This is a genomic window from Streptomyces sp. BE20, from assembly GCF_036322525.1.
Lineage (GTDB): Bacteria > Actinomycetota > Actinomycetes > Streptomycetales > Streptomycetaceae > Kitasatospora.
Window position 1 is genome coordinate 33,903 of record NZ_JAQYWW010000848.1, and the last position, 14,501, is coordinate 48,403.

The 14,501-nt window shown below is 72.3% G+C and carries 13 protein-coding genes; 11 read left to right on the top strand and 2 right to left on the bottom strand.

Going from position 1 to position 14,501, the window contains the following annotated elements:
* Positions 1-80 precede the first annotated feature (80 nt).
* The 11 genes from PUR61_RS18275 to PUR61_RS18325 all read left to right on the top strand — a co-directional run bounded on the left by PUR61_RS18275 (position 81) and on the right by PUR61_RS18325 (position 13,202).
* On the top strand, positions 81-1,415 hold the full coding sequence (locus PUR61_RS18275) for an enolase C-terminal domain-like protein (RefSeq protein WP_329879966.1): 1,335 nt from the start codon (positions 81-83) through the stop codon (positions 1,413-1,415).
* Positions 1,408-2,304 carry an amidohydrolase family protein gene (locus tag PUR61_RS18280; protein ID WP_329879967.1) on the top strand — a complete coding sequence of 299 codons (897 nt, stop codon included), beginning with the start codon at positions 1,408-1,410 and terminating at the stop codon, positions 2,302-2,304. Before PUR61_RS18275 ends, PUR61_RS18280 begins: the two co-directional genes overlap by 8 nt.
* The gene (locus PUR61_RS18285) at positions 2,295-2,732 is read left to right on the top strand and encodes an RbsD/FucU domain-containing protein (RefSeq protein WP_329879968.1); all 438 of its coding nucleotides are present in this window, start codon (positions 2,295-2,297) and stop codon (positions 2,730-2,732) included. Before PUR61_RS18280 ends, PUR61_RS18285 begins: the two co-directional genes overlap by 10 nt.
* Positions 2,729-3,817, top strand: a complete 1,089-nt coding sequence (locus PUR61_RS18290) for a zinc-dependent alcohol dehydrogenase (RefSeq protein WP_329879970.1) — start codon at positions 2,729-2,731, stop codon at positions 3,815-3,817. Before PUR61_RS18285 ends, PUR61_RS18290 begins: the two co-directional genes overlap by 4 nt.
* Positions 3,814-4,575: an SDR family oxidoreductase gene (locus PUR61_RS18295; RefSeq protein ID WP_329879971.1), complete on the top strand. Its 762-nt coding sequence runs from the start codon at positions 3,814-3,816 to the stop codon at positions 4,573-4,575. Before PUR61_RS18290 ends, PUR61_RS18295 begins: the two co-directional genes overlap by 4 nt.
* Positions 4,572-5,666: a sugar kinase gene (locus tag PUR61_RS18300; RefSeq protein ID WP_329879972.1), complete on the top strand. Its 1,095-nt coding sequence runs from the start codon at positions 4,572-4,574 to the stop codon at positions 5,664-5,666. The genes PUR61_RS18295 and PUR61_RS18300 overlap by 4 nt, the downstream gene beginning before the upstream one ends.
* A gap of 36 nt (positions 5,667-5,702) precedes the next feature.
* A complete protein-coding gene (locus PUR61_RS18305; RefSeq protein WP_329879973.1) occupies positions 5,703-6,716 on the top strand; it encodes an aldo/keto reductase in 1,014 nt (337 codons plus the stop codon).
* 94 nt (positions 6,717-6,810) lie between these two features.
* A complete protein-coding gene (locus PUR61_RS18310) occupies positions 6,811-6,939 on the top strand; it encodes a hypothetical protein (RefSeq protein ID WP_329879975.1) in 129 nt (42 codons plus the stop codon).
* Between the two features lie 578 nt (positions 6,940-7,517).
* The gene (locus PUR61_RS18315; RefSeq protein ID WP_329879976.1) at positions 7,518-9,878 is read left to right on the top strand and encodes a M4 family metallopeptidase; all 2,361 of its coding nucleotides are present in this window, start codon (positions 7,518-7,520) and stop codon (positions 9,876-9,878) included.
* 771 nt (positions 9,879-10,649) lie between these two features.
* Positions 10,650-12,146, top strand: a complete 1,497-nt coding sequence (locus tag PUR61_RS18320) for a hypothetical protein (protein ID WP_329879978.1) — start codon at positions 10,650-10,652, stop codon at positions 12,144-12,146.
* Between the two features lie 387 nt (positions 12,147-12,533).
* Complete coding sequence (locus PUR61_RS18325) at positions 12,534-13,202, top strand: GntR family transcriptional regulator (protein ID WP_329879979.1); 669 nt, start codon at positions 12,534-12,536, stop codon at positions 13,200-13,202.
* Between the two features lie 633 nt (positions 13,203-13,835).
* Here the strand turns inward: PUR61_RS18325 and PUR61_RS18330 are convergent.
* A complete protein-coding gene (locus PUR61_RS18330) occupies positions 13,836-14,018 on the bottom strand; it encodes an ABC transporter permease subunit (protein ID WP_443034573.1) in 183 nt (60 codons plus the stop codon).
* Between the two features lie 198 nt (positions 14,019-14,216).
* Positions 14,217-14,501: hypothetical protein (locus PUR61_RS18335; RefSeq protein ID WP_329879980.1), on the bottom strand; the 285-nt coding region annotated here is incomplete at its 5' end.

Sequence of the window (14,501 nt, forward strand, 5' to 3'; positions counted from 1 at the left end):
CGGGCGCCCACGCCCCACGCCCTTCCTCCCCATCTCGTCGCAGGGGACCGTGTTCCCCTGCCCACACAGGAGTTGTCGCCATGTCATCCCCCCTGCCCGCCTCCCCGGAATCCGCCCGCATCACCGCCCTCGACGTCCTGGACGTGCGCTTCCCCACCTCCGAGCACCTCGACGGCTCGGACGCGATGAACCCCGAGCCGGACTACTCGGCCGCCTACGTCGTCCTGCGCACCGACGCCGCCGACGAACTGGAGGGCCACGCCCTGGCCTTCACCACGGGGCGCGGCAACGACGTGCAGGCCGCCGCCATCGCGGCCCTCGCCCCGCACGTGGTCGGCCTGTCCGTCGACGAGGTCTGCGCCGACCTCGGAGCCTTCTCCCGCTCCCTCGTCCACGACCCCCAGCTGCGCTGGCTGGGCCCGGAGAAGGGCGCCATCCACATGGCCGTCGGCGCCGTCGTCAACGCCGCCTGGGACCTCGCGGCCAAGCGCGTCGACAAGCCCGTCTGGCGGTTCCTGGGCGAGATGTCGCCGGAGGAGCTGGTCGCGCAGATCGACTTCCGCTGGCTCAGCGACGCGCTCACCCCCGAGGAGGCCCTGGAGATCCTGCGACGCGCCGAACCCGGTCGCGAACAGCGCATCGGCCGGCTGCTCGACCGGGGCTACCCCGCCTACACCACCACGCCGGGCTGGCTCGGATACTCCGACGAGAAGCTGGCCCGCCTCGCCCGCGAGGCCGTCGCCGACGGCTTCACCCAGATCAAGCTCAAGGTCGGCGCCTCCCTGGAGGACGACGTACGGCGCCTGCGCACCGCCCGTGAGGCGGTCGGCGACGGCATCCGCATCGCGGTGGACGCCAACCAGCGGTGGGACGTCCAGGCCGCGATCGACTGGATGAGCGCCCTGGCCCCCTACCGGCCGTACTGGATCGAGGAGCCCACCTCGCCCGACGACATCCTCGGCCACGCCGCCGTCCGCAGCGCCGTCGGTCCGGTCAAGGTCGCCACCGGCGAGCACATCGCCAACCGGGTCGTCTTCAAGCAGCTCCTCCAGGCCGGCGCGGTGGACATCGTGCAGATCGACGCCGCACGGGTCGGCGGCGTCAACGAGAACATCGCGATCCTGCTGCTCGCCGCCAAGTTCGGCGTCCCGGTCTGCCCGCACGCCGGTGGTGTCGGCCTCTGCGAGATGGTGCAGCACCTGTCGATGTTCGACTACGTCGCCGTCTCCGGCACGGTCGAGGACCGGGTCATCGAGTACGTCGACCACCTGCACGAGCACTTCGTCGACCCGGTCCGCATCACCGACGGCCACTACCTCGCACCCGCGCGTCCCGGGCTGGGCGCGCAGATGCACGCCGAGTCCCTCAAGGAGTACGCCTACCCCGACGGCCCGGTCTGGTCCGCCCGTGTCTGAGCCGCCGCCCCTGATCGACGCCCACCACCACGTGTGGGACCTGGACCGCCGGCCGCAGCCCTGGCTGGACGAGCCCGGCCACGAGCCGATCCGCCGAACGCACACGGTCGACGACCTGCGACGGACCGCGACCCGGACGATCTCCGGGCGGCGGCTGACAAGCACCGTGCTCGTGCAGTGCGTGACGTCCGTCGCCGAGACGCGGGAGCTGCTGGCCCTCGCCGAACAGGACCCGCTGATCGGCGCCGTCGTCGGTTGGGCGGACCTCACCTCACCCGCGATCGGCGACGTGCTCGACGACCTGCGCTCCGGACCCGGAGGCGGGCACCTGCGGGCCCTGCGGCACGTCGTGCAGGGCGAGGACGACCCCGAGTGGCTGCAACGCCACACCGTCGAACGGGGCCTGCGGGCCGTCCGGGACAGCGGGCTCGGCTACGACGCCCTCATCCGCAGCGACCAGCTCCCCCAGGCGATCCGACTCGCCCGGCGCCTCCCCGACCTGCCCCTGGTCCTGGACCACGCCGGCAAGCCGCCCGTCGGCCGCGCGCTGTCCGACTGGGAGCCGAAGCTGCGCGCGCTGGCCGGATCCCCCCACGTGCGGTGCAAGGTCTCCGGGCTGATCACGGAGGCCGACCACCGGACCTGGACGATCGAGGACGTCCGGCCGGTCTGGGACGTCCTGCTGGACGCCTTCGGCGCCGACCGGCTGATGTTCGGCTCCGACTGGCCGGTGTGCGTCCTCGCCGGCGGCTGGAACCGCTGGGCCGCCACCGTCGAGGAACTGCTCGACGACTGCTCCGAGAGCGAGAAGCAGGCCGTGCTCTCCGGTACGGCGACCTCCTTCTACCGGCTGTCCGCAACGACGGAAGGTCCACGCCCGTGCTCCTGAACGAGCTGCTGCACCCAGGGATCCTCGAATCCCTCGCCGGCGCCGGCCACGGCGCCCGCGTCCTGCTCGCCGACGGCCACTACCCCGCCAGCACCGCCACCGGCGAGCGCGCCAGGACCGTCCACCTCAACCTGGCCCCGGGCCTGCTCGACGTGACCACCGTGCTGGACGTCCTGCTGCGCGCGCTGCCCGTCGAGTCGGCCCACGTGATGGTGCCGCCCGCGGGCGAACCGGAGCCGCCGGCCCTCGCCGAGTACCGCTCCGTGCTGGCACCCCGAACGGTCACGGCACTCGACCGCGCCGCCTTCTACGAGGCCGCCCGCTCGCGGGACCTGGCCCTCGCCGTCGTCACCGCCGACACCCGCACCTACGCCAACCTGCTGCTCACCATCGGCGTCCGCGCTGAAGGGACACTGAAACCACGATGACACTCGCAGTCCGCTACCTGGCCGCACGAACCCTCGACACGGCACCCGCCGAGACCCCCGAGCCCGGTCCCGGGGAGGTGCTGCTGGCGCCCGCCTACGTCGGCATCTGCGGCACCGACCTGCACATCTTCCACGGCGACATGGACGCCCGCGTGGTCGCGCCCGCCGTCCTCGGACACGAGATGTCCGGCCGCGTCGTACGCGTCGGCCCGGACGTGGAGGGCTGGCGGCCCGGTGACGCGGTCACCGTGATGCCGCTGCGCTGGGACGACACCTGTCCGGCCTGCCGGGCCGGTCACCAGCACATTTGCCAGCACCTCGACTTCATCGGCATCGACTCCCCGGGCGCGCTGCAGCAGCGCTGGACGGTGCCCGCCTCCACCCTGGTCCGGCTCCCGGACTCCCTGCCCCTGGACCGCGCCGCGCTCGTCGAACCCACCGCGGTGGCCGTGCACGACGTCGCACGGGCCGGCGTCCGGGCGGGCGAGAAGGCCGTCGTGGTCGGCGGCGGACCCGTCGGCGTCCTCATCGCCCTGGTCGCGCGGGCGGCGGGCGCCGAGGTCCGGGTCGTCGAGCCGAGCACCCACCGTCGCCTGCTCGCCGAGGAGTTGGGTCTGACCACCTGGAACCCCGCCGACGACGACCTGCCGGCGCTGGTCCGGCAGTGGACCGGTGACGCGGGGGCGGACGTCGCGTTCGAGGTGTCCGGCGCGGCAGGCGGCGTCGACACGGCGGTCGACGTACTGGGCGCGCGCGGACGGCTGTGCCTGGTGGCCATCCACCCCCGACCCCGCGAGGTGAACCTGCACCGCTTCTTCTGGCGCGAACTCACCCTGGTGGGAGCCCGGTTGTACGACCGCTCCGACTTCGAGAGGGCGGTCACCCTCGTCGCCGAGGGTACGATCCCGGCCGAGCGGCTGATCAGCAAGGTCGTACCGCTCACCCGGGCACCCGCCGCGTTCGAGGCCCTGGAGGGCGGCGGCGACGTGATGAAGATCCTGGTGGACTGCACGGCCGTGGAAGGCACCGCCGTGGACGGCACCACCGTGGAAGGCACCGACAACGACCGGGGAGACGCCGCATGACGCCCTTCGACCTCACCGGGAGGCTCGCCGTCGTCACGGGAGCGCGGCGCGGCATCGGCCGGGCCGTGGCCCGTGCGCTCGCCGAAGTGGGGGCGGACGTCATCGGCGTCAGCGCCTCGTTGGAGGAGTCCGGCAGCGCGGTGGAGGAGGACGTGATCGCCGCCGGCCGCACGTTCGAGGCGATCCGCACCGACTTCGCCGACCCCGAAGCCGTCCGCGCCCTGGGCGCGGACCTCGCCGGTCGCGAACGGCCGGTGGACATCCTGGTCAACAACGCGGGCACGATCCGCCGCGCCCCCGCCGCCGAACACACCGACGACGACTGGGACCTGGTGCTCCAGGTCAACCTGACCGCGCAGTTCGCGCTGACCAGGGCCGTGGGCGCGACGATGGCGGCACGCGGCCGGGGGAAGATCGTCTTCACGGCGTCGCTGCTGAGCTTCCAGGGCGGCATCACCGTCCCCGGCTACACCGCGGCCAAGCACGGCGTCGCCGGCCTGACCAAGGCGCTGGCCAACGAGTGGGCCTCGCGCGGCGTCAACGTCAACGCCGTCGCGCCCGGCTACATCGCCACCGACAACACCCGGGCACTCCAGGACGACCCGGCGCGCAGCAAGGCCATCCTGGAGCGCATCCCCGCCGGCCGCTGGGGCAGCGCCGACGACCTCGCCGGCGCCGTCGTGTTCCTGGCCTCGGACGCCGCCGCCTACGTCCACGGCACCGTTCTGCCCGTCGACGGCGGATGGCTCGGCAGATGAGCGGCACCGGACCGGAATCCGCGCCGGCCGCGGCGAGGTGTACGGGAAGCGGCCCGGAGGTCGTCGCTCTCGGCGAGGTGATGCTGCGCTTCGACCCGGGTGAGGGCCGGATCCGCACCGCCCGCTCGTTCCGGGTCTGGGAGGGCGGCGGCGAGTACAACGTCGTACGCGGCCTGCGCCGCTGCTTCGGCCTCCGCACGGCCGTCGTCACGGCGCTCGTGGACAACGCGGTGGGCCGCCTCGTCGAGGACCTGATCCTCCAGGGAGGCGTCGACACCTCGATGATCCGGTGGACGCCCGACGGCGGCGTGGGGCACCACACGGCACGCAACGGGCTGAACTTCGTCGAGCGGGGGTACGGCATCCGCGGCGCGCTCGGCGTCAGCGACCGCGCGCACACGGCCGTCTCGCAGTGGGGCAAGGGCGACGTGGACTGGGACGCCGTCTTCTCGGCCGGGGTGCGCTGGTTCCACACCGGCGGCGTCTTCGCCGGTCTGTCGGACACCACCGCCGACGTCGCCGACGAGGCCATGGCCGCGGCCCGCCGACACGGTGTCACGACCTCCTACGACCCCAACTACCGCGCCAGCCTCTGGGCCGGCCGGGGCGGCGCCGTCCGGGCCCGAGAGGTGGACCTGCGGCTCGCCCGGCACGCCGACGTCGTGGTCGGCGCCCTGGGCCTGGCCGGCGCGCACCCGGGGCAGACCCGCGTCGGGGCCGACGAGGTCGCCGGAGCCCTCGCGGAGGTCGCCGGTCTGCTGCCCGGGGCGAAAGTGCTGGCGACGACCCTGCGTGACGTGCCCTCGGCCGGGGTCAACGACTGGTCGTCGGCCGCCTGGTCGGCGGAGACCGGCTTCGTCGCCGGGCACCGCATGCCCGGACTGCACGTCCTCGACCGCATCGGCTCCGGCGACGGCTTCGCGGCCGGCCTGATCCACGGACTGCTCGGCGGCACCGGCCTGGAGCGCGCCCTGGCCTACGGCACCGCCCACGGGGCCCTCACCATGACCACGCCCGGAGACGTCTCCATGGCCACCCTCGCCGAGGTCGAGGCACTCGTCGCGGGCGGGTCGGCCCACGTCAGCCGCTGACGGACACCCCCCACACCCCTACTCCAGGAGCACGACGTGCAGCAGCGGAACATCCAGAGCACCTCCATCCCCCTCACCGAGCTGGGCTTCGGAGCCTCCGTCATCGGCAACCTCTACCGCATCACCCCGGCCGACGTCGCGACAGCCGCCGTCGACACCGCGTGGGACGCCGGCGTGCGGTACTTCGACACCGCACCGCACTACGGCCTCGGCCTCTCCGAGCGCCGCCTCGGCGACGCCCTGCGGGGCCGGCCCCGCGACGAGTACGTCGTCTCCTCGAAGGTGGGCCGGCTGCTCGTGCCCAACGAGGATCCGCAGGGCATCGACCCCGAGGGCTTCGCCGTGCCGGACGACCTGCGCCGGCAGTGGGACTTCAGCCGCGACGGAGTGCTCCGGTCCGTCGAGGACACGCTGGAGCGCACCGGCCTGGACCGGCTGGACGTCGTGTACCTGCACGACCCGGACGACCACTGGCGGCAGGCGGCCGAGGAGGCCATGCCCGCGCTCGCGGAACTGCGCGACCAGGGCGTGATCGGTGCGATCGGCGCGGGCATGAACCAGTCGGCCATGCTCGCCCGCTTCCTGCGCGAGACCGCCGCCGACGTCGTGATGCTCGCCGGGCGCTACAGCCTGCTCGACCAGTCCGCCCTGGACGACGTCCTGCCCGCCGCCCGGGACCTCGGCAAGAGCGTCGTGGCGGTGGGCGTGTTCAACTCGGGTCTGCTCTCCCGGGACTGGCCCGTCGAGGGAATGAGGTACGACTACCGGGAGGCCTCTCGTGACCTCGTCGCCCGGGCCCGTGCGATCGCGGAGGTATGCGAGGCTCACGGCACCACGCTGCCCGCGGCGGCGATCGCCTTCCCGCTGACCCATTCCCAGGTCATCAACGTCACCCTCGGTATGCGGAACCCGGAACAGGTCGTACGGAACGTGGAACTCCACGGCAGGAACACGCCCGAAGGACTCTGGAGCGACCTCCGCGCCCGGGGCCTCATCAGGTCGGACGTGCCCCTGGAACAGGGCCGGGGGAGAGGCACGGAGTGTCGCTGACGGACAGGGCCGTAGAAGAGGTCCGTGAGCTGATCAGGACCGGCGCCCTGCTCTGCGGGACCTGACCCGTGCCGCCTCCCTCAGGGAGGCGGCGGTGCTGCTGCACGTCAACAGCACCGAACAGTGGCTCCGGGAGCGTCCGGGAACAGGGGAGCTCGGTCCGGGAGCGGCCGACGGCTGCGGGTCCGACGACGGCGGCGCGGCCGGCGGATGGTCGCCGTGAACACCGGCGCGGGTCGCCCGGTCCACCCGACCGTCCGGCCCGCGGGGCGCCGTGACCGCGGCGACGAGGGGGGCGAAGGCGTGCGGATCCGGTCGATGCCGTATGCGGCAGCGGCCGACGTCCTGCCAGGTGAACCGGTCCGCGCCGCTGCGGGCCCCGGCGTGACGGCCGCTCACCGGCGCGTTCGCCGGAGGTGTGTCGGGCGTCGGGATGGCCGAAATTGCCAACAGAAAACAATGAAATCAAGCACAGTCAAACATGATTCCACGGCGCTTCAGCTAGGCTTCAGGTGGCCTCTTCCTCAAGTGGGTTGCGGGAAAGCGGCATTGCGCGAGCCTCGATGAAAGTGTCTCGCGCCTTCCGCCAGGGTGACGTGCGCCCCCATTTATGTCATGTGCATGTCATCAATCGAAGGGCTTCCGCGGTGCGGCAGCTCCTCCTGTACCTCCCAGACCGCCTGGAGCCCCGGCGGCCCGCTCCGGTGTCCCCGCACCGAGTGCCGACCGTCCCCACGCGCCGCCTTCCGCGGCGTGGACTCAGCAGCCGGCCGTCGAAGGCCGGCAGGCAAAGGAGATTCCGTGTCCCGTTCCGTTCCCCTGCACCGGCTCGTCCCGCTCGCCGTCACCACCGCGCTGCTGGTGACCGGTACCTCGGTGTGCGCCGCCCCCGCCATGTCCGCCCCGGTGCCGTCCACCGCCCCGTCGCCCTCCGTCGCCCCGGTGCGGCCCGCCGCCGACCGGTCGGCCGCGCTGGCGGCCGCGGACCGCCAGGGAGTCGACTTCGCCCGGAGCCTGGGGCTCACCGGGCAGGAGAAGCTGGTCGCCAAGGACGTCGTCCACGACGCGGACGGCACCCGGCACCTGCGCTACGAACGCACCTATGCCGGACTGCCCGTCCTCGGCGGCGACCTGGTGGTGCACCAGCGTGCCGACGGGGCGCTGAAGGATGTCGACCGCGCCTCGACCGCGTCGTTGGCCGGCCTCGGCAGCACGCCCGCGATCGACGCCGCGGCGGCGCAGACGGCGGCACTCGACTCCCGGCCGGGCGCCCCGGTCGGCCGCGCGCCGCGGCTGGTGGTCTGGGCGGCGGACGGCGTGCCCCGCCTCGCCTGGGAAACCGTGCTCGCCGGATCCGCCGCCGACGGCGGCCCGAGCAAGCTGCACGTGATCGCCGACGCGGCCGACGGTGCGGCGCTCAGGACCTTCGAGGGCGTGCAGACCGGTACCGGTCACGGCGTCCACGTCGGAGAGGTCGCGGTGGGCACCACGGCGAGCGGATCGGGGTACGAGCTCCGGGACGGCGCCCGCGGCGGAAGCTACACCACGGACCTGGGCAACCAGCGCTCCGGAGCCGGGTCCGTGTTCACCCGGCCCACCGAGGACGGCTGGGGCGACGGCACACCGGGCAACCGCGAGTCGGCGGCGGTCGACGCCCACTTCGGCGTCGGAGCCACCTGGGACTACTACAAGGACACCTTCGGCCGCGCGGGGATCGGCGGCGACGGGGTCGGCGCCCTCAGCCGTGTGCACTACGGCAGCGGGTACGTGAACGCGTTCTGGGACGACAGCTGCTTCTGCATGACGTTCGGCGACGGCGACGGCGACACCCACCCGCTGACCAGCATCGACGTCGCCGGCCACGAGATGACCCACGGCGTCACGTCCGTCACGGCCGACCTCGTCTACTCCGGCGAGTCCGGCGCCCTGAACGAGGCCACCAGCGACATCCTCGGCTCCATGGTGGAATTCCACGCCGACCTCGCCGCCGACACCCCCGACTACCTCATCGGCGAGAAGCTCGACCTCTTCGGCAACGGCTCCCCCCTGCGGCACATGGACAAGCCCTCCAAGGACGGCGAATCGCCCGACTCCTGGTACCGGGGCATCGGCCGATTGGACGTCCACAACTCCTCCGGGGTCGCCAACCACTTCTTCTACCTCCTCGCCGAGGGCAGCGGCGCGAAGGACATTAACGGTGTCCACTACGACTCGCCCACCCGGGGCGGCATCACCGTCACCGGCATCGGCCGGGACGAGGCGGCCGCCATCTGGTACCGCGCGCTGACCGTCCACATGACCTCCACCACCGACTTCGCCGGGGCCCGCACGGCCACCCTCCGGGCCGCCGCCGAGCTCTACGGCGCGAACAGCGCGGCGTACGCCACCGTCGGGGCGGCCTGGGCCGCCGTCAACGTGGGAGCCGTCCTCCCCACCACGCCCGTGGTCACCCACCCGGGCGACCAGGTCACCGCGGTCGGGACGCCGGCCGAACTCCTGATCGCGGCCCCCACTGCTGCCGGTGAGCCCACCTTCTCGGCCGAGGGCCTGCCGGCCGGGCTGGCGATCGACGCCGGCACCGGCAGGATCGCCGGCACACCCACCGACGCCGGGTCCACGACGGTGACCGTGACCGCGACGTTCGCCTCGGGCGCGACCGCCGACACCCGGTTCACCTGGGCCGTCACCGACGGCACCGGCCCGTGTCCCTCCGCCCGACTGCTCGGGAACGCCGGCTTCGAGAGCGGCACGGCGGCGCCCTGGACGGCCACCTCCGGAGTGGTGGACGCCGACCCGAGCCAGGCCGCCCACGACGGCGCGTGGAAGGCCTGGCTGAACGGGTACGGATCCTCCCGCACGGACACCCTCGCCCAGACGGTCACCGTCCCGGCGGGCTGCCGGGCGAGCCTCGGGTACTGGCTGCACGTCGACTCGGACGAGGACACGAGCGCCGTCGCCTTCGACCGGCTCACCGTCACGGTCAACGGCACCCAACTGGCGGCCCACTCGAACCTCGACCGGGCCGACGGCTACACCCGGCGGAGCGTCGACCTCTCGGCCTACGCCGGGCAGACCGTGACCCTGATGTTCAAGGGGACCGAGGACTTCAGCCTCAGGACCAGCTTCGTCCTCGACGACATCGCCATCGAGATCGGCGACTGACCCGAGAGGGCCCCGTCACCCCTTCGCGGACGCCGCGGCATCCGGGCCCACCGACGGGCCCGGATGTCGGGGCGTGTCGGCGACCTCCCCACCGGAGTACCTCGGCGCTCGTGTCACGGCGCCGCTCTCCCACCGGACCGGCCGGACCAGTACCCCGGACCTACGAGCGGCCACGGCCATCTTCGGCCGGCTGGGCCTCCGGTGGGCCCTCAGAGACGGGTACCGCCCCACGAGCTGGACCGCATCGCCCGCTGGATCGACCTCGACCAGCGGAAATGAAACGGCAACACACCTGGTGCTCTTTTCGTATATCGAATATATTTCACGCACGACTCCGGATGTCGCGCCGAAGTTTCGACGCGCCGTTCGGGGGGGCGGGTGTAGAGCCGGATCGCGACCGGCCTCTCCCTGCTCCCGCACGTACCCCGGGGTCGATCCAGCCGCGGCCCGTCCCACAAGAGACGCGCGCATGACACCATCGCGCAGCGGATCCGCCGCCATCTCCCGGCGGACACCTTCGCGCCCGCCACCACAGCCTGACTCCCGGCAGCCGGTCTACTGAATCAGCGGGCCCGAGCACCGTCACGCCCCGAAGCCCCTCCGGCGCGGACCCCGATCCGCGCCCGTTGCCCCATGTCGCCGAAGCACCGCCCGCCCGAGCTTCGCACCCACTGTCCGTGCCGGCATCACCCCTGCCGGAGGCGGTCTCGCCCGCGCCCCACGGCGGCAGGCCACCTCCACCCCCACCCTCATCCCCCACGGAGACAGAACATGACCAGACCCGAGCCTCACGGCATCAGCCGCCGCTCCGTCCTGCGCGGAGCGGCCGTCGCAGGCGCCGGAGCGGCCATCACCCCGCTGCTCAACCTCTCCACCGCCACGGCCGCCACGGCCGGCGCCTACACCATCCGCTTCGACCAGGCGCGCAAGCAGACCATCCTCGGCCTCGGCTTCGAGATCCAGTCGGACTCGATCGGCTCGGGCAACAACGGCCTGCCGGCCACCGTCTCCGGCGTGCCCTACGACCTGACGCCGGCCGAACGGACCCGCTTCTACCAGCAGTTGGTCATGGGCGGCCGCACCGACCGGGGCTTCCGCTACTGCCGGCTCGCGCTCGGGCTCTACCACCGCGGTCTCGATCCCACGGGCAAGCACATCATCGACCGCTACCCCGGCCAGACCGCCCTGCTCGCCGACATGATCAACAGCAGTCGCATGGAGGGCGTGGCGGCCGAGTACTGGTCACCCGCGCCCGGCTGGAAGAGCAACAACTCCTACGTCAGAGGCAGTCTCGCGTCCGTCGAGCCGGCGTTCCTCGACCAGTTGGGCGACGCCATGGTCGGCGACCTCGACTACCTCTCGGCACGCGGTGTTCCCATCTCCATGTGGGGCCTGCAGAACGAGCCGGACGCGGAGAACACGTACTCCACGTGCCAGTACACGCCCGAGGGGTACCTCAAGACGTTCAAGGCCGTCGCACCCAAGGTCAAGGCCCGCTACCCCCGAGCGATGATCCACGCCGACAGCCGGGACGGCTGGGAGAGCCCCTGGGGCAAGGCCGTCGCCGCCGACCCCGTGGCCCTGTCCTACGTCGACGCCTGGACCTTCCACCGCGTCGGCTCGCCGAGCAACGAGCAGATGCCGAGCAAGAAGCCGCTCGGGAGGGACTACACCTCGGGAGCGCTCGGAAGGCCCGTCTTCAACAACGAGTTCGAGTACCTCGACAACTTGACCAGTGACGACAGAACGATCAACACCGCCCAGTCGATCATGAACTGGATGACCTTCCAGAACTCCCCCACCTGGTTCTGGCTGCACGCCCTCAAGCCCACCACCAACGCCGAATCGCCCGGCTACTCCCTCGGCTTCTGGCGCCCCCCGAGCGACACCGACTTCAGCGCCAACCACTTCCCCGACCTCCCGGTCGGCCACTGGACCTGGAACCCCCAGAACTGGAACGCCGTCGCCGGGTTCGTGAAGTACATGCCGTGGAACTCGGTGCGCTACCACGTCGACGAATCCGCGGAACTCGGCGACCAGCGGATCATGGCGTGGAAGACCCCGGAGGGCAAGCCGGTCTTCGTCATCACCAACCGCTCCGCCACCCAGCCGTTCACCTACACCGTCAATACCCAGACGGCCGCCTCCTTCCAGGGCCACCGCTACGGCCCGGCCACCAACAACCAGGACATCCCCACGCTCACCGGACCCACCCTCACCATCACCGTCCCACCGCGGTCGATCGAGTTCTGGGTCCGCACCCCCTGACCGGCCGCGCCCGTAGGTCGAGCCGTTTCCGCCGCGGTCGATCGGACTCCGGGCCCGCACCCGAACCCGACGCGCCACGGCACGCATGGTGAAGAACGTCTCCCGGCCGGACCTGGCCGGGAGACGTTCGCCGCACCCGCACCCGCCGGCGAAGCCCGATTCGCCGCCTCGACGTTTCAGGCGCGCGCCTTTTTGCTGCCGGCCGCAGGCGCCGTAGGGCCGCGTGCGCGCGGGCTTCGCGGCTGCCGAATGAAGGCTTATCGAATTCGGTACACGAATCCTGGAGACGATACATCCGGGGCGAACTGGATGAAGCCCCGGGCCGAGATGAGGAATTCACCTCTGGGGAAAGGCTCCGATCATCGGGATATCGCATACTATGAACGAATGGACCGAACCAGCTGGGCGGAGCGCATCCCCGCCGTGAAGAGCAAGGCCGACCTCGTTTACGAGAGCCTGTACAACGCCATCGCCCAGGGGGGTCTGCGACCCGGCGAGCGGATCAACATGGACGAGCTGGCCCGCCGGTTCGGCATCAGCAAGATCCCCATCCGCGAGGCGGTGAAGCGGCTGGAGTCGGACGGTCTGCTGGTCTCGCGGATGCACGCGGGCATCACCGTGACCCCGATCGACGTCGCCGAGATGCGAGGCGTCTTCCTCGCCCGCGAGGCCATCGAGGCGCTGGTCGCCCAGCTCGCGGCCGAGCGGATGGACGACGCCCGGCTCGCCGAACTCGAAAGCATCCAGCGGGCGATGCACGACGCGCTGGCCGCGGGCACGCTGGAGAAGATGGCCGAGCTGAACTCCCGCTTCCACCGGACCCTGGCCCGGAGTGCGGGCTACCGCGTCCTGCACGACCTCACCGGCCAACTGCTGCTCACCATCCGCCGCTACCGCATCACCGTACCGATGGGCGACCGGGACTGGCGCTCCGTGGTCGCCGAGCACGACGTGATCGTGGACGCGCTGCGCCGGCGCGATCCGGTCGCGGCCGCGGACGCGGTCCGCGCCCACATCGGCTCGCAGGCCGTGCACGAGGTCGAGTGCGCTTTCTGAGCTGATTGAACGTGTACCTATCTCTGCCCCGGCCCAGTTTCTCCGTGCCCCCGAGGAATTCGTGCAAGCCGACGGCCCGTTCCCTGCTCTCGTACCGGCGGGAGCCCGGCCCTTGAGAGGGACAAGGGTGAGGGGCGACGCCCCGGCGCCGCCCTGGGTGCGCCCACCCTGTTCGCCCGCGGCATCGATGCCGTCGAGGGGTCACCGAACTCCGCCCGCGCCCTGAAGGTCCTTGAACGGGCCCGAGCGTCACTCGGCCTCGACGCCGCCCTCGACGCCGCCCTCGGTGCGGACACCGGTGCCGCCGGCCCGCATCGGGCCGCCTCCGCACTGGGCCCCGGGGCCGCCGATCGCCGGCACCGAGCCCGGTCGCTCGTGTGCCCGTGCCGCCGCCAGCGGCGCAGTGCGTCCGACCGGCGTCGTGTTCGCCCGTGCCGAGCGAACCACCCGGATCGAAGGCCCGTGAGCCCCTTGCACTCCTGCCGCCCTCCATCGGCGAGCCGACTGCGGCCGGGGCGACCACCGCAGGCCCGACGCGCGAATGCCGCAGGCCCGACCGGGTGCCTGTCTCTGGCACCTGGCCGGGCCGGTCCTCCCCGGTTCACCCGTGCGACGACCGGGCGCGCGTGGGTCCTACTCCTCGACGGGACCACCGATGAGTCCGCGGACGAAGGGCCGCCGGAGGAGGACGGCGGCGGTGGCCGGCTTGAGCATCGGCAGGGTGATCGAGCGGAGCTGCCGCCAGGGGCCGGCGCGGTCGATGGCGGCGGCCTCGTAGATCTGGTCGGGGATGCGCTGGAGTCCGCCGAGGAGGATCGGCGCCCAGGATCACCGGGAGCGCGGGCGCCACCGGCAGCCGGCCGGCCAGCGCGCCACTGGAACGCCCGCGCCGGGGCTACGTGGTCTTCGCTGTCCGGCCCTGGCCGCCCCCGGCGGCAGGACCGCCGAGGGGGTGCTGCGCGAGGAGCCCGGTCGTCCTCGTCACAGGTCTCCCTCGCCCCTCGCCACGGTCCGTCATTCCTTGCCGAGGGCCTGGCCGACCGCGTCGTCGACGGTCTTCAGTGCCTTGTCGACGGGGATCTGGCCGTTGACGCCGGCCACGATGTTGGCCTTCTGGGCGTCCCAGCGGGCCTGGAAGGCGTGCCGGTCCTGGAGCAGCAGGTCGGGGGTGTTGCGGGCGAGCTGTTCGAAGATGGGCGCCCAGTTGGGGTCGGCCTTGACCTTGCCGTCCACGGTGGCCTTCACGGCCGGGTCCACCTTGCCGAGGTCGTACGGGAAGATCGCGTGGAAGTCCATGTA